16 protein-coding genes and 1 tRNA gene are annotated in these 20283 nt (G+C 67.5%); 7 read left to right on the plus strand and 10 right to left on the minus strand.

From position 1 onward, the window contains the following. Positions 1–78 precede the first annotated feature (78 nt). The 5 genes from TMO_RS11565 to TMO_RS11585 form a co-directional block, all read right to left on the minus strand. Positions 79–1743 (minus strand): NAD+ synthase, encoded by a 1665-nt coding sequence (locus TMO_RS11565; protein WP_041604934.1) that lies wholly within the window; start codon positions 1741–1743, stop codon positions 79–81. A gap of 41 nt (positions 1744–1784) precedes the next feature. Further along, entirely contained in the window at positions 1785–2915 is a 1131-nt protein-coding gene (locus TMO_RS11570) for a nicotinate phosphoribosyltransferase (protein WP_014745815.1), read from the minus strand. A gap of 170 nt (positions 2916–3085) precedes the next feature. Further along, on the minus strand, positions 3086–4480 hold the full coding sequence (locus TMO_RS11575) for a class II 3-deoxy-7-phosphoheptulonate synthase (RefSeq protein WP_014745816.1): 1395 nt from the start codon (positions 4478–4480) through the stop codon (positions 3086–3088). Positions 4481–4832: 352 nt separating this feature from the next. Further along, positions 4833–6182, minus strand: a complete 1350-nt coding sequence (gene gor / locus TMO_RS11580; protein WP_014745817.1) for a glutathione-disulfide reductase — start codon at positions 6180–6182, stop codon at positions 4833–4835. 92 nt (positions 6183–6274) lie between these two features. After that, positions 6275–7765 carry an NAD-dependent succinate-semialdehyde dehydrogenase gene (locus TMO_RS11585; RefSeq protein ID WP_014745818.1) on the minus strand — a complete coding sequence of 497 codons (1491 nt, stop codon included), beginning with the start codon at positions 7763–7765 and terminating at the stop codon, positions 6275–6277. A gap of 185 nt (positions 7766–7950) precedes the next feature. On the opposite strand from TMO_RS11585, the gene TMO_RS11590 reads away from it, so the two are divergent. Together TMO_RS11590 and TMO_RS31240 are read left to right on the plus strand one after the other, a co-directional pair. Then, positions 7951–8310, plus strand: coding sequence for a hypothetical protein (locus tag TMO_RS11590; protein ID WP_014745819.1), 360 nt, complete (start codon positions 7951–7953; stop codon positions 8308–8310). Positions 8311–8522: 212 nt separating this feature from the next. Then, positions 8523–9446 carry a hypothetical protein gene (locus TMO_RS31240; RefSeq protein WP_145978120.1) on the plus strand — a complete coding sequence of 308 codons (924 nt, stop codon included), beginning with the start codon at positions 8523–8525 and terminating at the stop codon, positions 9444–9446. A gap of 12 nt (positions 9447–9458) precedes the next feature. Here TMO_RS31240 and fahA read toward each other — a convergent pair whose 3' ends face one another. The 3 genes from fahA to TMO_RS11610 are packed head-to-tail and all read right to left on the minus strand — an operon-like array spanning position 9459 to position 12829. Then, positions 9459–10715 carry a fumarylacetoacetase gene (gene fahA / locus TMO_RS11600; RefSeq protein WP_014745821.1) on the minus strand — a complete coding sequence of 419 codons (1257 nt, stop codon included), beginning with the start codon at positions 10713–10715 and terminating at the stop codon, positions 9459–9461. 15 nt (positions 10716–10730) lie between these two features. Then, positions 10731–11423 carry a TetR/AcrR family transcriptional regulator gene (locus TMO_RS29425; protein ID WP_014745822.1) on the minus strand — a complete coding sequence of 231 codons (693 nt, stop codon included), beginning with the start codon at positions 11421–11423 and terminating at the stop codon, positions 10731–10733. Beyond that, entirely contained in the window at positions 11423–12829 is a 1407-nt protein-coding gene (locus TMO_RS11610) for an amidohydrolase family protein (RefSeq protein WP_014745823.1), read from the minus strand. The genes TMO_RS29425 and TMO_RS11610 overlap by 1 nt, the downstream gene beginning before the upstream one ends. Before the next feature lie 204 nt (positions 12830–13033). Between TMO_RS11610 and TMO_RS11615 the strand changes: the two genes are divergently transcribed. From TMO_RS11615 to TMO_RS11630, 4 genes are read left to right on the plus strand one after another with little or no spacing between them, the layout of a single operon-like run. Continuing rightward, complete coding sequence (locus tag TMO_RS11615) at positions 13034–14053, plus strand: TRAP transporter substrate-binding protein (protein WP_014745824.1); 1020 nt, start codon at positions 13034–13036, stop codon at positions 14051–14053. A gap of 36 nt (positions 14054–14089) precedes the next feature. Then, positions 14090–14620: a TRAP transporter small permease gene (locus TMO_RS11620; RefSeq protein ID WP_014745825.1), complete on the plus strand. Its 531-nt coding sequence runs from the start codon at positions 14090–14092 to the stop codon at positions 14618–14620. Next, positions 14620–15915: a TRAP transporter large permease gene (locus TMO_RS11625; protein WP_014745826.1), complete on the plus strand. Its 1296-nt coding sequence runs from the start codon at positions 14620–14622 to the stop codon at positions 15913–15915. The genes TMO_RS11620 and TMO_RS11625 overlap by 1 nt, the downstream gene beginning before the upstream one ends. Before the next feature lie 33 nt (positions 15916–15948). Beyond that, a complete protein-coding gene (locus TMO_RS11630; protein WP_014745827.1) occupies positions 15949–16476 on the plus strand; it encodes a cupin domain-containing protein in 528 nt (175 codons plus the stop codon). A 90-nt stretch (positions 16477–16566) separates the two neighbouring features. On the opposite strand, the gene glmS is transcribed toward TMO_RS11630, so the two are convergent. Then, positions 16567–18393: a glutamine--fructose-6-phosphate transaminase (isomerizing) gene (gene glmS, locus TMO_RS11635; RefSeq protein WP_014745828.1), complete on the minus strand. Its 1827-nt coding sequence runs from the start codon at positions 18391–18393 to the stop codon at positions 16567–16569. Between the two features lie 265 nt (positions 18394–18658). Here glmS and TMO_RS11640 point away from each other — a divergent pair. Continuing rightward, positions 18659–18733: transfer RNA gene (locus TMO_RS11640), tRNA-Val, on the plus strand. 82 nt (positions 18734–18815) lie between these two features. On the opposite strand, the gene TMO_RS29430 is transcribed toward TMO_RS11640, so the two are convergent. After that, positions 18816–20270 (minus strand): DUF2793 domain-containing protein, encoded by a 1455-nt coding sequence (locus TMO_RS29430; protein WP_014745829.1) that lies wholly within the window; start codon positions 20268–20270, stop codon positions 18816–18818. Positions 20271–20283: the final 13 nt, after the last annotated feature.

Consider the following 20283-nt stretch of genomic DNA (forward strand, 5'->3'; position numbering starts at 1 on the left):
GGGCCGATACTCGGTGGAACCAGGGCAGATGGCCGCGCCGGTCCGCAGCCGCGGCGCCGACAGGGCGGCGACCGGGCCTCAGGCCCGGTCGCGGAAGCGGTTGGTGATCGGATAGCGCCGGTCGCGCCCGAAGGCACGGCCGGTGATCTTCACACCCGGGGGCGATTGGCGACGCTTGTATTCAGCCACGTAGAGCAGGCGGGCGATGCGGTCGACCTCGTCGCGATCCTGGCCCTGCTCCACCAGCACCCGGTGCGGCAGCTCCTTCTCGACCAGGCCTTCCAGAATGGCGTCCAGCCGTTCATAGGGCGGCAGGCTGTCCTCGTCCTTCTGGTCCTCGCGCAGCTCGGCCGATGGCGGCTTGGCGATCACCCGCTCGGGCATCACCGGCCCGTCGGGGCCAAGCGCGCCTTCCGGCTTCTGGGCATTGCGCCAGCGCGACAGCTCGAAGACCGTCATCTTGTAGACGTCCTTCAGCACCGAATAGCCGCCGCACATGTCGCCATAAAGCGTGGCATAGCCGACCGACATCTCGGACTTGTTGCCGGTGGTCAGCACCATGTCGCCGAACTTGTTGCTCATCGCCATCAGGATGACGCCACGGATGCGCGACTGGATGTTCTCTTCCGTCACATCCGGGCCGCGATTGCCGAAGACCGGCGCCAGCATGGTCGAGAAGGCCTGCACGGCCGGCTCGATCGGGATCTCGTCCAGCCGCACGCCGCAAAGTTCGGCACAAAGCGCCGCATCGTCCAGGCTGTCGCGGCTGGTATAGCGGGACGGCATCATCACCGCGCGGACCCGATCCGCCCCCAGCGCGTCCACCGCCACCGCCAGCGACAGGGCACTGTCGATGCCGCCCGACAGGCCCAGCACCACGCCCGGGAAGCCGTTCTTGTTCACGTAATCGGCCAGGCCCAGCATCATCGCCGAGTAGACCGCCTCCAGCACCTCGGGCTCGGGCGACAGCGGGCCAGCCTCGGCCACCACCTCGCCCGCCTCGGTCCGGCGGATATGGGCAGGCGTGGTACCGCTGATCCAGGCCGGCGCCTGAACCTTCAGCGCGCCGTCGCGGTCGAGCACGAAAGAGGCACCGTCGAAGACCAGCTCGTCCTGGCCGCCGACCAGATTGACATAGGCGAGCGGCAGGCCGGTTTCGTGCACCCGCGCCACCGCATGGGCCAGACGCTGGTCGCGCTTGTCGACCTCATAGGGGCTGCCGTTGATCACCAGCAGGAATTCGGCCCCGCTTTCGGCCAGGCATTCGGCCGAATCCGGCCGCCACATATCCTCGCAGACCATCAGCCCGACCCGCCAGCCGCGGATCACCACCGGCCCGGCCGGCGGCGCCAGATCGAAGACCCTGAGTTCGTCGAACACGCCGTAATTGGGCAGCGCATGCTTGCGCACCACGCCGGTGACGTGGCCGCCATCCAGAACATAGGCAGCATTGTAGAGCTTGCCGCCCTCGGCATGGGGGGCGCCCACGATCAGCGCCGGCCCGCCGTCGGCGGTCGCGGCCGCCAGCATGTCGAGCGCGGATGCCACCGCGCGCATCAGCGCCGGCTTGCGCACCAGATCCTCGGGCGGATAGCCGATCAGCGACAGCTCGCCGGTGACGCAGAGATCGGCGCCCTGCTCCGCCGCCTGTTGCCGTGCCTCCAGCAGCTGCCGGGCATTGCCCTCGACATCGCCGACGACGGGGTTGATCTGGGCCAGGGCCAGGGTCAGAAGCTGGGTCATGTCGGTCCGGATCCTGTCGGAAAGCACGGCACGGAGGGCCGTCAGCGGCGGGGCCGCCGCGACGGCAGCAGGAATTCGCGCCCGACCTTCACGCTCTCGCGCCCGTCATACGAGACGATGTCCGCGGTCGCGTAGGTCTCGCTCCACTTCTCGGGCAGGAAAGAGCCGGTGCCGACCACGTCGATCGGGGCTTCGACGCTGCCCATCACCCGGCACTTCTCGGGCCCGAAGCCGCTGGAAGCGACGATGCGCACCTTGTCGAACCCGGCATCGTCCAGGGCGTTCCGCATCTGGAAGATCGCCGCCGCCGAAACGCCGGGGCCGAGCAGCCATTTCAGCTCGGTCTCGCTGCGATAGCGACGGATCGCGTCGGGGCGGTTGCGCTCCAGCGCCGCATAAGACAGCGCCGGATCCAGCCCTTCCAGGAAGCGGCCACCATGGGTGTCGAGCCGCACCGACAGCTTGCCGGCCGCCGCCATCTCGGGGAAGCGGCGGCAGACGGCCAGCGCATCGGTGATCTCGGCGCCGTAATAGTCGACCAGCACGGTCAGCGCATCGCCCGGGAAGGTGTCGACGAACATCTCCGCGGCCCGAAGCGTGGAGCCGGCATAGCCGATCAGCGCATGGGGCATGGTGCCGAAGCCATGGGCATTGCCGAAATGCACCGCGGTCGCATCGGTCGCATTGCCGATGAAGCCCACCGCCCCTTCCGCCTGGGCCGCAGCCGAGCCGACGCTCGCCGCATAGGCCATCATCTCGGCCATTTCGGCACCGGCGCAATGGCGGGCATCCATGGCGAGGAAGGCCGCGCGCGGCAGGGCGACCGCCATGCTCCAGGCGTTATAGGCGGCGACACAGGGGGCGCCCAAACGCTGGAGATACACCGTCTCCAGCTCCACCAGCGCCGACATCGGGCCGGTGATGTACATCAGCGGCTCGCCCGCCCCCACCCACGAGCCTTCCTCGTGGCAGGGTTCGATCACGATCTCCACCCCGCGCAGCCGGGCCATCGCCTCGATCCAGTCGATGGCGAGTTTCAGCGTCGCCAGCACCGGGCGGCGCATGAACACGGCATAGGTCACGCTGCGATCGCCGAAACGCTCGACGATGCGCCGCGTGCGCTTGAAGTAGACATCGGTATAGGCGGCGACGAAGTCGTTGGTGGCAGACATGCGCAGCCTCGGCAGTTCCGTGGTGCCGGCGGACGGGGCGTCCGCGGATGAGCTGTCGGCAGAAGAGCTGTCGGCAGAGGATGTTCGGGGGCCAGCGGAAGGAATGACGGCGGCCCCGGTCTCCGGGGCCGCCGCATCGGTCCGACCCTTGGGGGTCGCGGATACGGATGTCACCGTGCAGCACCCGCCGCCGCGGCCGGCGCCTGGGGCAGGCCCAGGCGTTCACGGCGCAGGGCATCGGCGATCTGGAAGGCCAGTTCCAGGCTCTGTTCGGCATTCAGCCGCGGGTCGCAATGGGTGTGGTAGCGGTCGGCCAGGCCATACTGGTCGATGGCGCGCAGGCCGCCGACGCATTCGGTGACGTCCTGGCCGGTCATCTCGAAATGCACGCCGCCGGCATGGCTGCCTTCGGCCTGATGGACGGCGAAGAAGTTCCGCACCTCGGCCAGCACCCGGTCGACCGAGCGGGTCTTGTAGCCGGTCTCGGTCTTCATGGTGTTGCCATGCATCGGATCGCAGGACCATACCACCTTGCGGCCCTCGCCTTCGACCTTGCGGACCAGGGCCGGCAGCTTGTCGGCCACCTTGTCCGCCCCCATGCGCACGATCACGGTCAGCCGGCCGGGCTCGTTGGCGGGGTTGAGCGCGTCGATCAGGCGCAGCAGCTCGTCCGGATCCATTGACGGGCCGGCCTTGACGCCGATCGGGTTGGCGATGCCCGACATGAACTGGACATGGGCGCCGTCCAGCTGGCGGGTCCGGTCGCCGATCCACAGCATGTGGGCCGAACAGGCGTACCAGTCGCCCGAGGTGCTGTCGACACGGGTCAGCGACTGCTCGTAGCCCAGCAGCAGCGCCTCGTGGCTGGTGAAGAAATCGGTCTGCCGCAGCTGCGGCGCGGTTTCCGAATTCACCCCGCAGGCGGCCATGAAGTCGAGCGCATCCGAGATCCGCTCGGCCGTTGCGCGGTAGCGCTCGGCCTGTTCAGAGCCGCCGACGAAGGCCAGGTTCCACTTGTGCACCAGGTTGAGGTCGGCGAAGCCGCCCTGGGCAAAGGCCCGGAGCAGGTTCAGCGTCGCCGCCGACTGGTTGTAGACCCGGATCAGCCGGTCGGGATCGGGCTTGCGCGCCGCGGCATCGAACTCGATGCCGTTGACCATGTCGCCGCGATAAGACGGCAACGCAACGCCGTCGCGGTTCTCGAAATCCTCGGAGCGCGGCTTGGCGAACTGGCCGGCCATGCGGCCCACCTTCACCACCGGCATGCCGGCGCCATAGGTCAGCACGACCGCCATCTGCAGCAGCACGCGGAACGTGTCGCGGATGTTGTTGGGGCTGAACTCGGCGAAGCTCTCGGCGCAGTCACCGCCCTGGAGCAGGAAGGCCTTGCCTTCGGCGACGCGCGCCAGATGCGCCTTCAGGCGCCGCGCCTCACCGGCAAAGACCAGCGGCGGATAGCCCGCAAGCTCGGCCTCGACGCGCGCGAGATGCGCCGGGTCGTCGTAGGTCGGCTGCTGCTTGATGGGCAGCGCGCGCCAGGCTTGCGGGGTCCAGGTGGCAGGCATCGGGTCTCGGTCCTCGCGGGCGTCGGGATCGGCGGGCCGATCTGGTCGGACGGCTTTACGTGGTGCGTTGGGCGGGACGTGAGCTGGTCACGGAGAGGGCACGGCCGGCACCGGATGCCGGCCGGAGAGACAAAGAGCGACGGCAAGGCCACCCCGTGGACCGGATCGGCTCCGGTTCCCGGGCGGTTGCCGGTTTCGAACCTATACCGCCGCCCCCGGTGGTTTTCAAACAAAACGCGGACCGGAAGATGATGCAACACCGCCGCACGGCCGATCAGTGACGGATGTAATATCCGGCAAGCCGACTTTGTGCATCGCAACAAATACCTGCGGGTTCAGCCTCTCTGCCGTCTCAATCCTTCACCGGACTGCGCATGGTGACGAATTCCTCGGCCGCACTCGGGTGCAGCGCGATCGTCTCGTCGAACTGCTTCTTGGTGGCGCCGCAGGTGATCGCGACCGCCAGCGACTGGATGATTTCGGCCGCATCGTCGCCGACCATATGGGCGCCGAGCACGCGGTCGCTGGCGCCATCGACCACCAGCTTCATCAGCACCCGGGTCTCGCGGCCGGTCAGCGTGTGCTTCATCGGCCGGAAGCGCGCCCGATAGATCCGGATCGAGGCATACATCCGCCGCGCTGCCTCTTCGGTCAGGCCGACGGTGCCCACCTGGGGGGTGCAGAACACGGCGGTCGGCAGGGTGTCGTAGCGCAGCCGGTAGGTGTTGTCGTTATAGAGCCGCTCCGCCAGCGAGCGCGCCTCGGCGATCGCAACCGGGGTCAGCTGGAAGCGGTCGGTCACGTCGCCCACCGCCAGGATCGAACGGAGCTGGGTCTCGTAGCGATCATTCACCACGATCGCGCCGTTCTCGCGGGTGTGCACCCCCACCTCTTCAAGTCCGAGGCCGGCGGTGTTGGGCACGCGGCCGGTCGCGAACATCACCCGGTCGGCCTCCAGCACCTCACCCGAGGTGAGGGTGACGGCGAAACCGTCGGCCAGGCGATCGATACGCACCGGCTCGACACCGGTGCGGAAGCCGATGCCCCGCCCTTGCATCTCGCCTTCGACAGCCGTGCGGATGTCGGCGTCGAAGCCGCGCAGAATCCGGTCGCCGCGCAGCACCAGCGTCGTCTGCGTGCCGAGCGTGGAGAAGATCGAGGCGAATTCCGTGGCGATATAGCCGCCGCCGATGATCACCAGCCGCCCGGGCCGCTCGGTCAGATCCAGCGCCTCGTCGGAGGTGATGACGTGCTCGATGCCCGGGATCTTCGGCAGGTAGGCGTGGCCGCCGGTGGCGATCAGGATCCGCTCGGCGGTGACGGTACGACCGTCGACCTCCACCTCGTGCGGGCCGGTAACCCGGCCGTGGCCGCGCAGCACGGTCACGCCCGAATTGGCCAGCATCGTCTCGTAGATGCCTTCCAGCCGCTCCAGCTCGCGGTTCTTGGTGCGGATCAGCGCGCCCCAGTCGTGGTTGGCGCCCTCGATCGTCCAGCCGAAGCCGCGGGCATCCTCGATCTCGTCGCGGAAATGCGCACCATAGACCAGGAGCTTTTTGGGGACGCAGCCCCTCAGCACGCAGGTGCCGCCCACCCGGCCCGCTTCGACGATGGCGACGCGGGCGCCGTATTCGGCTGCGCGCCGCGAGCCTGCGACGCCGCCCGATCCGGCGCCGATGGTGAGCAGGTCGTAATCGTACATGCGTTCGCGTCTCCTGGCGTTCGCGTCCCTGGGTGCGTCGTCGTCCGGCAGGGGCAGACGGGCCGCGACCCGCCCTGCCCCGCCGGTCCGGATCAGGCGCCGATGCCGCCGATCAGGGCGTACTTCACTTCGAGGTAGTCCTCGATGCCGTACTTCGAGCCTTCACGGCCCATGCCGCTCTCCTTCACGCCGCCGAAGGGGGCGACTTCGGTGGAGATCAGGCCTTCATTGATGCCGACGATGCCATATTCCAGCGCTTCCATCACCCGGAAGACCCGGCCGACATCGCGGGTATAGAAATACGAGGCCAGGCCGAATTCGGTGTCGTTGGCATAGGCGACCGCCTCCTTCTCCTCGTCGAAGACGAAGATCGGCGCCACGGGCCCGAAGATCTCCTCGCGCGCCACCCGCATCTCCTGGGTGGTGCCGAAGACGATGGTCGGCTTGTAGAACCGGCCGCCCAGCTCGTGACGGCCGCCGCCGAGCATGACTTCCGCACCCTTCGAGGTAGCATCGGCCAGAAGCTCGTCGACCTTCTCGACCGCAGCGTCGTCGATCAGCGGCCCCAGCACCACGCCCTGCTCCAGCCCGTCGCCGACCTTCATCTGGGCGACGCGGGCCGCCAGCTTCTCGGCGAAGGTCTTGGCCACGCCGCGTTGGACATAAAGCCGGTTGGCGCAGACGCAGGTCTGACCGTTGTTGCGATATTTGGAGACGATCGCGCCTTCCACCGCCGCATCCAGATCGGCATCGTCGAACACGATGAACGGCGCATTGCCGCCCAGCTCCATCGACACCTTCTTGACGGTGGCGGCGCACTGTTCGATCAGCACCTTGCCGATCTCGGTCGAGCCGGTGAAGGTCAGCTTGCGCACGATCGGGCTGGAGGTAATCTCGCCGCCGATCGCCGAGGCAGAGCCGGTCACCAGGTTCAGCACGCCCTTGGGGATGCCGGCCTCTTCGGCCAGCACCATCAGGGCCAGCGCGGTGAACGGGGTCTGCGAGGCGGGCTTGCAGACCATGGTACAGCCGGCAGCCAGGGCCGGGCCGGCCTTGCGGGTCAGCATCGCCGCGGGGAAGTTCCAGGGCGTGATCGCGCCGACGACGCCCACCGGCTCCTTGGTCACCACGATCCGCTTGCCGGCCGAAAAGGTCGGGATGGTGTCGCCATAGACGCGCTTGGCCTCTTCGGCGAACCATTCGATGAACGACGCGGCATAGGCGACCTCGCCCTTGGCCTCGGCCAGCGGCTTGCCCTGCTCGGTGGTCATGATCCGGGCGATGTCTTCCTGATGCGCCATGATCAGCTCGAACCACTTGCGCAGCAGGGCCGCCCGCTCCTTGCCGGTCTTGGCACGCCAGGCCGGCAGCGCGGCATTGGCGGCCTCGATGGCGCGGCGGGTCTCGGCGGCGCCCATCTTGGGCACGCGGCCGATGACGGCGCCCGTCGCCGGATTGTCGACGGTGATGGTGGCGCCATCATCGGCGCCGACCCAGGCGCCGTCGATATAGCACGCCTCGCGCATCAGACCCTTGTGCGAGAGCTGAATCACCTGAAGTCCTCCCTGGAATGTCTCCCACATGCGGCCTGGCTCCGGGGCGACCGCCCCGGGGTCCGCACGCGAAACTTCGCCGCCCTCCGGGCCGGCCATGACTTGAACCCGCCCGAATGCGGCATCAGACTATATGGCGGCCGGGGGTGCCGCAAGGAACCCCCACACGCCGTGGACCCTGTTCCGCGGATCATGCAGGGCTGGAGGATCAGGTCATGCGCCCGCACGGCAACCGGAAGACGACGCACCGCATCGGCACAGCCGTTCTGGGGGTTGTTCTGCTTGCGGGCGGCCCGACCCTGGCGGCTGGAAACGACCATCCGGAAGAGGGTCTGGGCCCCAAGCTCGAACGCCTGGGCCGCGCAGCGGACGAGGCCCTGACCAGCCTGCGCGATGCCATCGAAGACCTGCCCCGCTACGCCGCCCCCGAAATCGACGGCGACGGCAACATCATCATGCGTCGCCTGCCCCAGAACGACGCCCCGCTGGAGGGCGACAGGGCCCCGGACGAACGCGAGGGCGAGAGGCCGGACCGTGGGCGGCAGGTGGAGCGGGATGGCGGAGTATGGCTCTAAAGCATAGGTAAATATTCACCACCACACGAACTGGTTGCACCTATCTCATAAGTTAAATTATTTGACTTCTGTATATATTCAGAAGAAATTGAACCTGAAGATGGACCCCCAGCAACATCAGGCGTTTCGACCTGCTGGATGATGATATGCGCGCAGATAACCTGACAGATCCAGCCTACGCGCGGCTTCCCTCAGGAAGAGCCGGGGACTATTTGGAGAAGCTCGTCCTCGATGGCTTCAAACGAGAACTAGATCAGGAAGAAAATGTCGTTCGAAGCTTGCCATTCTTCGCGACCTCTATCGGTATAATAATTACCCTGATCAGCCTCACTATTTACAATTTACCAGCGGCGGATCATGATCTATGGATAATATTTATCTACGGGATTCTGGTCCTATTGATTGCAGATATTTTTGCTCTTCTGTACTTTCTTCATCAGGCAATACGTACACGTGCGTTCGGTTATCCTATGCACGAGGAGGACCTGCTCGGCTATGCAGAACGGCTGATGTCGTACTATACGCCGACACCCCCGGCCTCAGCAGCAGACAGCAACCTTGAGGCGAATACGTTGGCGGTCGTCAGGTCGGATACACCCGGAAGCGATCTTGACGTCCACGCGATCGTGGAGCGTGCCGTTCTGGAAGACCTCCGCAACGTCTTCATAACACAGCTCGCCACATCGGCCGGAATCAGCCGCCGTAACAATTGGGCGCGCCTGAAAGCCCGCAGCAGAGCCTTCCATTTTCTGATCATAGGGTTGGGCTTCGCGCTCGTACTGATCTGCGTTATGCTTTTTCAGAGCATGATCCATGGAGGATCACATGGAAGACATCGCCTCTCTGGCACAGAAGTTGCGCAACCGCGTGATGCGGGATCCGAAGACGGGACAGGTGATGGAGAAGCCGCAGCCGCCACGGATGCGCAAGGTCGTGAAGGGCTTCTGGACTTACGGGGAAGTCCCGGGGGACGTGGAGGACCTCAGACAGGAGAAGAAGACACGATGAGTGGCAAACCCGTGTCTCCTCCGGCAACGTCCGAAACCTCGCAGCCCGCCGACGCGGCAAAGCCTGCACCACCGCCGATGAATTGGACTCGGAAGAATGGCGATGATGCAGGCCGTGAGACGAAGTGACCGGCCTGGCTGTCAGCCGCCCTTCGCCAAAGCCGGCGTGATGGTCCCCGCACATTCGCCGAAGCCGATCCGGTAGCCGTCGCATTCTGCGTGGCCTGACAGGGTAAGACTGTCGCCGTCTTCCAGATAGGTCCGGGTCGTGCCGTCGGGCAGATGCAGGGGGTCGCGGCCGTTCCAGGTAAGTTCCAGCAGGCAGCCACGGTTTTCGGGCGCGGGCCCCGAGACGGTGCCGGAGCCGATCAGGTCGCCGGTGCGCATGGCGCAGCCATTGGCGGCATGGTGGCAGAGCTGCTGGACCAGCGAGAAATACATCCGCCGGTAGTTGGTCCGGGTGATGACGGCTTCGGTGCCAACAGACGTGCTCAGCCTTGCGGTCAGGTCGATGTCGAAATGCGCCGGCCGGCCCGCATCGTCCAGATAGGGCAGCAGCGGCAGGTGCCGCGCGGGTGCGGCGCAGCGGGCCGCCGCCAGCGCCTCGCGGGTCACGATCCAGGCGCCGATCGAGGTGGCGAAGCCCTTGGACTGAAAGGGTCCGAGCGGCCGGTTCTCCCAGCCCTGGATGTCGCGGGCCGACCAGTCGTTGAGCAGCACATAGCCGAAGATCATCGCCTCGGCCTCGGCCAGGGTGACGGGCTCACCCGGCCGGTTGGGCAGGCCGACCACCGCCCCCAATTCCAGTTCGAAATCCATCCGCGCCGAGGCGGCGAAAACCGGCATCGTCGCGCCGGCCGGCAGAATCTGGCCAAGCGGCCGCCGGACCGGCGTGCCCGAGACCACCACCGTCGAGGCCCGGCCGTTATAGCCGACAGGGATGTGCACCCAATTCTCGACCAGCGTATCGGCGCCACGCAGTGCCATGCCGGCATTGCGGGCATGGTCTTCGCTGGAGAAGAAATCGGTGTATTCGGCGACGGTGAACGGCAGATGCAACTGCACCTCCGTCAGCGGCACCAGCGTCGGGCGCAGCTGCGCCTCTTCCGCCGCCCCGGCCGACAGCAGGTGGGTCAGCCGCTGCCGCAAGGCCGACCATGCCGCCGTCCCGGCGGCCATGAAGCCGTTCCAGGACGGCTGATCGAACACCGGCGGCAGACCGTCGAGCAGGCCGGCGCGCTGCAGCCAGGCCAGATCCAGCACCTGACCGCCGATCGCGGTGCAGCAGCGCGGCGCATCACCGCCACGGCTGAACACCCCACAGGGCAGGTTGTTGAGGGGAAAAGAAGTCTCGGCCCGGTTCGCACTCGCGAGCCAGCTTTCCAGACGCCCGGACATGTCTGTCGATTTCCTTCAGTCTTGACCGGCGCTCTGCCGGCCGGCGGTGGAGATCCCGCCGGTGATGAACCGCACCAGGTGCTCGCGCATCTCGTCGCGCGCCTGGATGGAGCAGTCGCCGTCCGACAGACGCTCCACACGCCGGCCGTCATCGCGCTGGCTGACCGAGATCAGCACCGTGCCGACCATGAAGTTGTAGAACCAGCAGACCTCGGCATGATCGAGGTCGGGCGCCGCCGCCGCGATCGCGGCGATATAGCGCCGGGCCATGCCGTCCAGCTCTTCGGCGATCAGGTTCGAGGTCCATTCGGTCGGCATCAGCCGGTTCTTCAGGATCAGATTGGCGAGCAGCCCGCCCTCGGCCGGCGTGTCCTCGCGAAAATAGCCACTCACGAAGCTTTCGACGATCTGGCGGATCCGGACCCGACGCCCGGCGGCGCGCGCCTCGTCTTCCAGCCGGTCCAGCTGCTCCAGCCGGTATTCCGCACTTCGCCGCGCCACCTGGCGGAAAACGTCGACGGCCAGATTGTCCTTGGTGCCGAAATGATAGTTCACTGCGGCCACGTTCAGCCCGGCGCCGCGGGCGATGTCGCGGGTGGTGACGGCATCGACGCCGCGCTCGCTGATCAGCATGCGGGCGACCAGCCGGATACGCTCCTTCGGCCCCTCGGCCGGCTGACCCTGTCCCTGGGCTTCCATCTCGGTCATCAATCGGTTCCGGTCGCTCTCTTCACCACACGTGCATAGGCATTGGACGATCCGGCGGCGGTGTCGCGGCTCTCCGCCACCCGGTCGGCGATCTCGCCAAAGGCCCGGTCCAGCTTCTCGCGCAGCCCCGGCAGATCCACGCCGACCAACCGGCCGTCGCGCTTCACCACCCGGCCGTCGACCAGCACGGTCACCGCATCGCCCGGCCGTGATTCCAGCAGCAGCATCGCAACCGGGTCGCCCATCGGCATCATATTCAGCCCGCCGGTCGCGAACAGCGCGATATCGGCCCGGGCGCCCTTGCGGAGCGTGCCGATTTCTCCGCCCATCCGCATCGCACGCGCCCCGCCCTCGGTGCCGAAGCGCAGCGCATCGCGCACGGTCAGCCCGATCCTGTCGGGTACGATGCCCTGATCCAGCACCTTCTGATTGTCGATCGCGCGCGCCGTCTGCAGGGCCAGACGCATCTGGGTCAGCATGTCGCCGCCGATATTGGAGGCGATGTCGACACCGAAGCTGGGCAGCCCGCCGGCTTCGATCAGCCGGTTGGTCACCGGCCAGCCCATGCCCATCTGCATCTCGGTCTCGGGCGTGATCGACAGCCCGCCACCCGAGGCGACCAGCCGTTCCAGCTCGTCATCGCCGCACATATTCGCATGGACATGCAGCATGTCCGGCCCCAGACGGCCGCGGCGGTCGAGATCGGCAATGCCGTGGGGCGAGCCGAAAGTGCCGACATGCAGCGTGATCAGCGCATCATGGCGCCGCGCGAAGTCCAGCTCCCGATCCGTCACCTCCGGCCCGACCAGGCCGAATTCGGTGAGGGCGACGCCGAAATCGAGCAACGGCCCCGCGGTCGCTCGAAAGCTCTGCGCCACCTCTTCCGCATGGCGCAGGCGATCGTCATGGCTGGCGAAGGCCCGCTCCCGCGCCGGCACGTCGTAAAAGCCATAACAGAACACGCCGCGGATGCCGGCATCGGTCAGCCCCTGGATCGCGGCTTCGGCATGCGCGGGGCTGTTCATCAGATGCGAGAAATCGCAAAGCGCGGTGACGCCGGTGTCCAGCGCTTCGAGCGCGCCGGCCAGATTGGCCAGGTAGATGTGCTCGGGCGTGTAGGCGGTGGCATAGCCGACCCGGATCTCGCGCACATAATCGGCCAGCGACCAGTCGGCCGCCACGCCGCGGATCGCCGTCTGCCAGACATGGCGATGGCTGTCGACCATGCCGGCCACCGCAATCGCCCGATCCCCCTCGATCACCTCGGCATCCGGCGCCTGGATCCCGTCTTCGACCGCCACGATCCGGCCGTCCCGCACCAGGATGTCGGTGGTACGCGGGCGCGTCTGCGGCGGCAGATCCGGGTCCGCCAGATAGACGTTCCTGATCAGGATCTCTTTCGGCACGGCGGCGTCCTCCCTTCAGTTCGTTGAACCGAACCATAGCCCCAGCACTCGCATCAAGCAAGTGATCCAATCATTTGATTCAAACAAGCGCTTTACATCTGCCGAAGCGTCGCCTACCAATTCCCCAAGGCAGACGGACGCCTGCTGCACATCGGCCCGATCCGTCGAAGACCGACCACATCCAAAAAGACAGGGGGAGGACTCATGAGGTTTCCGCGCATCGCGGCCGTCCTGGCCGCCACGCTGGCAACGGCGACGCTGGCCGCCGGCGCCGCCCGGGCCGAAGAGGTCATCGACCTGAAATTCGCCGTCTTCACGCCCGAGCAGGAGATCACCTATCAGGAGGCGATCAAGCCCTGGGTCCAGGCGGTGGAAGAGGCCGCGGGCGGCCGGGTCCGGATCCAGCTTTTCCCCGGCGGCACGCTCGGGCGCGACGGGTCCAAGCAGATCAAGATGCTGAATGACGGCGTCGCCGACATCGCCTTCATCATCCCGGCCTACAATCCGGGGCTGTTCCCCGACAACTGGGTGATCGAACTGCCCGACACCTCCCGGACCGCAGGCGAAGGCTCGGTCGCCTTCTGGCGGATGGTCGAAAGCGGCCGGCTCAGGGGCTATGACGGCTTCGAGGTGTTGAGCATGGTCGCCACCTCGCCCTATCTGCTCCACGGCAACAAGCCGATGAACCGGGTTGCGGACCTGAAGGGCCAGAAGATCCGGATCGCCGGCAAGCTGGAACAGCAATGCGTCGAGGCGGTGGGCGGCGTGCCGGTCGGCATGCCGATCACCAAGATCCCCGAAAGCCTGAGCCGCGGGATCATCGATGCGACCCCGATGCACTATGCCGCGCTCTATGCCTTCGGCATTTCCAGCGCCACGAAATATCACTACCACGCGGCGCTGGGCTCGATGCCCTTCGGCTTCGTGATGACCCGGGAGCGGTTCGAGGCCCTGCCCGAAGACGTCCGAAAGGCCATGCAGGCGGAGGGCGGCGAAAAGCTGGCGCGCATCTTCGGCGCCGCCATGGATGCCGAAAACGCCCGCCGGCTGGCGGAGACCGAGGCGGCGCCCGGGCAGACGATCGTGATCCCGACCGCCGAAGACGCAGCCGCCTGGTCGGCGGCGATGGCCGGCTGCTCGGACAGATTCGTTGCGGAGCAGGAGAACGGACCGGCTCTCGCCGCGGCCTTCAGGGCCGAACTCGACCGTATCCGCGCCGAATGATCCGGCCGGTGATCCCCCGGGAGCGGAGCGTCTGACATGACCCTCGACCGCCTCGACGGGCTCAACGTCGCCTGCACGCGGCTCATCGCGCTGGCAGGCCTCGCCGCCCTGTTGATCATCGCCATCGCGACCCTGGCCGATGTCGGCGCGCGCTGGCTCGCCGATGCCCCGATCGCCGGGGTCTATGATCTCTCGACCCTGTTCATCGCGGTGGCGATGGCAGCCTGTTTCCCAGCCGCCATCGCCAGCCGGCAGAACATCAAGGTCACCTTCCTGGCCGACCGGCTGCCGCGGCGGGCGCAGCTCGCCTGCGATCTCTTCGCCGAAATCATGACCCTGGTCTTCTTCACCCTGCTCGCCTGGCAGCTGGTGGTCTACACGCAGGAGCTGATCGACAGCGGCGAGACGTCGTTCATCCTCGAGGTCGAAATCGCCCCCTGGTGGGTGGCGGCCACCGCCCTCTTCATGCTCTGCGTGCCGGTGCAGCTGGTGGTGGTCGCCACGGCGCTGCGCGACCTCGCCACCGGCAACACCGCCCGTCTTGCCGCGCATCAGGGAGAGGTCTGATGGATCCTTTGACCACCGGCGCGCTCGGCCTCGCCCTGATGTTCGCTCTGATCCTGGTCCGGGTTCCGATCGGCATCGCCATGGGCATGGCCGGCTTCATCGGCTATGCGATCCTGGGCGGGGTGAAGCCCTCGCTCAGCATCCTGGTCTCGGAGCCGGCCGGGATCATCGCCAATTACGAATTCGCGGTCATCCCGCTCTTCCTGCTGATGGGCAGTTTCGCCACCGCGGGCGGCCTGTCGGCGGAGATCTACCGCCTGGCCCATGCCTTCGTCGGTCATCGCCGCGGCGGGCTCGCGATCGCGACCATGGGCGGCTGCGCGCTGTTCGGCGCGGTCTGCGGCTCCTCGCCCGCCACGGCGGCGACCTTCGGCCGGGTGGCCCTGCCCCAGATGCTGGACCGCGGCTACGCGCCCTCTTTCGCCACCGGCTGCATCGCCGCCGGCGGCACGCTCGGCGCCCTGGTTCCGCCCTCGATCATCATGATCATCTATGCGGTGCTGGCGCAGGTCTCGATCCTGGACGTCTTCGTGGCCGCCGTGATCCCGGCGATCATCGCGGTCGTCTTCCACGGTATCGCGATCACCGTCTATACCCGCTTCGTGCCCGAGGCAGGTCCCGCAGGCCCCCGCACCGGCTGGCCGGAACGGTGGAAGGTGCTGCGCGAAAGCTGGGCGGTGCTGGTCCTGCTGATCGCCGTGATCGGTGGCATCTATGGCGGCATCGTCACGGTGAACGAGGCGGCCGCGGTCGGCGCCTGCTTCACCCTGTTCCTGGCCCTGCTGCGCCAGCGCCTGAGCTGGGGCAGCTTCCTGCATGCGCTGGGCGAAACCGCCACCAACACGGCGGTGATCTATCTGATCATCTTCGGCGCCTCGATCTTCTCGTACTTCTTCACGATCAGCGGCGCGCCGCAGGTGCTGGTCTCGACCATCGGTGCCATGGAGGTGCCGCCGCTGGTGATCATCTTCGCGCTGCTGGTGATGTATCTGGCGCTGGGGGCCGTGTTCGAGACCGTCTCGGCCATGCTGATCACCCTGCCCTTCGTGCTGCCGCTGGTCGTCTCGCTCGGCTACGACCCGGTCTGGTGGGCGATCGTGAACATCGTGGTGATCGAACTCGGCATGATCACGCCGCCGATCGGCCTCAACGTCTTCGTCCTCAAGGGCGTCGCCGGCAACATCCCGCTCGGCACCATCTTCCGCGGCGTCTCGATCTTCGTGGTCTCGGATCTGCTCCGCCTGATCCTGCTCGCGGTGTTTCCGGTGCTGTCGCTCTACCTGCTCACCTCCTGAGCCCTCCCCGCTTCCCTGATATGGAAAACGCATATGCTCAAACCCATTCGCCGCATCGTCACCACCAACACCGCCGATGGCCGCTCGCGGATCCTCTCCGACGGCCCCTCGCCGCATGTGCTGGAAACGGCAAGCCATCGTGGTCTGATCGATCTCTGGGCCATGGCCGAGGGAGGCCCGGACACCGCCACCCCGGACGGCGCCGACCGCCCGGTGGTTCTGGCCCCCGCCCGGGGCGGCAACACCTTCCGGATCTTTCAGCTGCCGCCGGCCGGGGTGGGAGAGAACGACCGGGTGCTGTCGGCCGATGTCTTCGCCCGCATGGGGGCGAGCGACGCCCATGATGCGGATGCGAGACATCCCAACATGCACTGCACCCGATCGATCGACTACATCGTCCTGCTCTCGGGCCGGGTGAAGCTGATCCTCGACGAAGAGGAAACCATCCTGGAGCCCTTCGACGTGGTCATCCAGCGCGAGACCAACCACGCCTGGCAGAACCTGTCGGACCAGCCGGCGCAGCTGATCGCGGTGCTGATCGACACCTCCGCCGGGGTGTGACAGCCGGAAACTGATCACAAAAAAGGGGGCGGCCCGCGAACCCGGGCCGCCCCCTTTTTCTTGGCTCTCGGCTTCCTGGTTATCGACGTCCTACTCCACCGTCACCGACTTCGCCAGATTGCGCGGCTGATCGACATCCGTGCCCTTCAGCACGGCGGTGTGATAGGCCAGCAGCTGGACCGGCAGGGCATAGAGCAGCGGTGCCACCACCGGGTCGACGGTCGGCAGCACCACCACCTCCGCCACCAGATCGGCCAGGCGCCCGGCCCCTGCCTCGTCGGTGATCAGGATCACCCGGCCGCGGCGGGCGACGATCTCTTCGATGTTGGAGGCCGTCTTCTCGAACAGCGGACCGGAGGGGGCCAGTGCCACCACGGGCAGACCGTCGTCGATCAGGGCGATCGGGCCGTGCTTCAGCTCTCCCGCCGCATAGGCTTCGGCGTGGATATAGCTGATCTCCTTGAACTTGAGCGCCCCTTCCAGCGCGATCGGAAAGGCGGTGCCGCGGCCGACATAGAGCACGCCTGTCACATGGACCAGGCTTTCGGCGATGCTGCGCATCCGGTCGTCATTGTTCAGCACGTCGGCCACGCGTGACGGCACCTCGGCGATCGCCTGGGTCAGCTTCTGGTCGCGGGCGGCATCGATGGTGCCGCGGGCGCGCCCCAGGCCGATGGCGAGGCAGGCGAGCGTGACCAGCTGGCAGGTGAACGCCTTGGTCGAGGCCACGCCGATCTCGGGGCCGGCCTTGGTGCGCAGCACCAGATCCGCCTCGCGCGCCATGCTGCTTTCCGGCACGTTGACCACCGCAATGGTGATCAACCCGGCGGCCTTCGCGTGGCGCATGGCGGCGAGCGTGTCCGCCGTCTCGCCCGATTGCGAGATGAACACCGCCACCTCGCCCGGGATCAGCGGCGTGTCGCGGTAGCGGAATTCCGAGGCGATGTCGACATCGACCGGCAGCCGCGCCAGCTGCTCCACCCAGTATTTGGCGACCATGCCGGCATAGGCCGAGGTGCCGCAGGCGACGATCATCATGCGGGTCAGCGCCTTCGGATCGAAGGGCATCTCCTTCATCTCGATCGTGCCGCGGCCGGGGTCGAGATAGGTCCTGAGGCTGTCGCCGATGACGGCCGGCTGCTCGTAGATCTCTTTCAGCATGTAGTGCCGGTGGCCGCCCTTGCCGACCGCGCCGCTGGAAAGCTCCGTCCGCCGCCGCGGCCGCACAACCTCGGCGCCGCCGGCGTCGTAGATGGTCATGCCCGCACGGGTCAGAACCACCATGTCGCCTTCGTCCAGATAAGTGATCTCGCGGGTGAAGGGCACCAGCGCCATGGCGTCGGAGCCCAGATACATGCAGCCCTCGCCATGGCCGACCGCGAGCGGGCTGCCGCGGCGGGCGCCGATCAGCAGTTCCTGTTCGCCGGCGAAGACCAGCCCCAGCGCGAAGGCGCCTTCGAAACGCTTCAGCGCCGCCTTGCAGGCCTCCACCGGTGCCAGCCCCTGTTCGATCAGCGCGGTGATCAGCTGGGGAATGACCTCGGTATCGGTCTGGCTGGCGAAGACCCGGCCCGCCGCCTGCAGCTCGGCGCGCAGATCGCGGTAATTCTCGATGATGCCGTTATGCACCGCCGCCACCCGGCCGGTGGCATGGGGATGGGCATTGGCCTCGGTCGGCGCGCCATGGGTGGCCCAGCGGGTATGGCCGATGCCGGTCATGCCCGGAACCGGCCGCTCGGCAAGCAGCGCCTCAAGCCGGGCGATGCGCCCTTCCGCCCGGCGCCGCTCTATCCGGCCTTCGGCATCCAGCACGGCGATGCCGGCGCTGTCATAGCCGCGATATTCAAGCCGGCGCAGCCCTTCGATCAACACCGCCGCCGCATCTGCAACCCCAACGACACCAACGATGCCACACATCAGGCCAACTCCGTGCTTGTCAGGTCTTCCCACGGCCGGCAGACCGCGGTTCCGATCTCAGGGGGTAGCAGAGCCACCCATCCGCTGCCAATCACTTCGCGTTACGGAATGTTGCAGACGCGCCGCCTGCGAGGGTCGGCGGATGGCCCATCACGAAACTGCAATCTGCCTGCGATCACCCGCTTGACAGCCATGATGCAGGGCCATATAAAGCGCCCACCTCAGGCGGCCGGGACGGCGAAAGCCGGCACCGACCCGATCCTGCGGGCGCGTAGCTCAGCGGTAGAGCACACCCTTCACACGGGTGGGGTCACAGGTTCAATCCCTGTCGCGCCCACCAATTCGACAAGGCCCTCGGCATCTTCGGATGCCGGGGGCCTTGTTCATTCCGGGCCGCTTTTCGCGGCCAGGCCTCGTGCCTGTCAGGCCCCCGCCCGCACCGCGATCTCGGCCGTATCGGCCCCCAGCCTGCGCCAGATGCGGCCCAGGATACGCGGATCGCAGGCATCGCTCAGTCGCTCGTCAGGGCCCAGGCAGCGGGTCAGAATGCCCCCGGCCATGGCGGCCGCCGCAACCACCACCCGCCCGGGCACCACCGGTCCGGTCAGCCGCAGCGGCACCCGGCCGGCAAAGGCGATCCGCGCCGCCGGTTCGTCGCCCCCCGTATCGCCGCCGACCAGCGCCGGTGCGGTGGAGACCACGGCGAAGGCGATCGCGGCCTCGAAGCGGTCGGTCACCCGCCCGTCCTGATCGATGCCGACCACCGTGCCGGGCGTCACCGCCCGGCAGTCCGGCGCCAGGGGAACATATTCGGCGAAATCCGCCCCGGCCGCGTTGATCGTGCCGGCGGCATTCAGCGAGCGCCCGGTCGTGCCGTTGACACCCAGCGCCAGCGCACAGGCGGGGCCACCGCCCGATCCGGCGACATTGTAGAACCGGGCGCTGACCCCGGCATGGCCGCCGATCATCACGGCCTCCGCCCCTTCGGCCGCGGTCACGCTGCGCAGCCTGATCATGGCGGTGCCGACGCCTGCATCCATCACCTCCAGATGCCCGTCGGCGGTCTGGATCAGATCCCAGCTGCGCGCGGCCCCGCCCGTCGCCTGCAGGCGCAGCCCCACGGCGGAACCGGCCAGATGCAGCCCCTGTGCCGGCGCCGCGGTGCCGATGCCGAGTGCCGCCCGATCGGCCGGCACGGTCAGCCGGTCCACCCCCTGGGTCGCCAGCACCAGCGGTGCGGCGATGTCGGTCCGCAACCGCATATTGCCTCCCTGCCAGGCCAGGGCCCCCTTGCGGCTGCCGGCCTCGCGCAGCGCCAGCGCCGCTTCGCCGCCGGCATTCACATGGGCCGAAACCGTGGCCGCGGTTGCGTGGCGCACCACCAGCCCTTCGGCATCGACCGCGCTGCCGTCGCCCACCACCAGCTTCTGGCCGACATCCAGCCGGCCGGTGATGACGTCGCCGGCTTTCGAAACCCGGGTCGCAAGTGCTGCATCCAGCCCGGTGACCTCGGTGGTGGCATGGCTGTGGGCCAGCATGGTGGTCGCCGTCCAGGCACCGGCCCGGCGGACCACGAAGGCCTGTTCGGCTTCGACCAGCACCACCCAGCCGTCGCGCGCGGTGATGAAGCGCCAGCCGCCCGCGGTCCAGAGCGCCAGTTGCCCGTCGCGCCAGGCCCAGGCGCCCGAGGCCCCGAACGGTATCAGATAGGCATCGCCCTCAGCCGGGCTGGCGGGCGGCAGGGTCTGGCTGCGGCTCTTGACCGCGATCTGCGCCAGAACATCCAGCACGGTCAGGGCTTCGTTATGGGTGACGTGTTTCTGCGCCTGGGCGGCCGCAAGCAACGGCAGCCCCAGGCGCGGCGTGGCATCGGCCATGGCCGGACCTTTC

The organism is Tistrella mobilis KA081020-065 (genome assembly GCF_000264455.2).
Classification (GTDB): domain Bacteria; phylum Pseudomonadota; class Alphaproteobacteria; order Tistrellales; family Tistrellaceae; genus Tistrella; species Tistrella mobilis.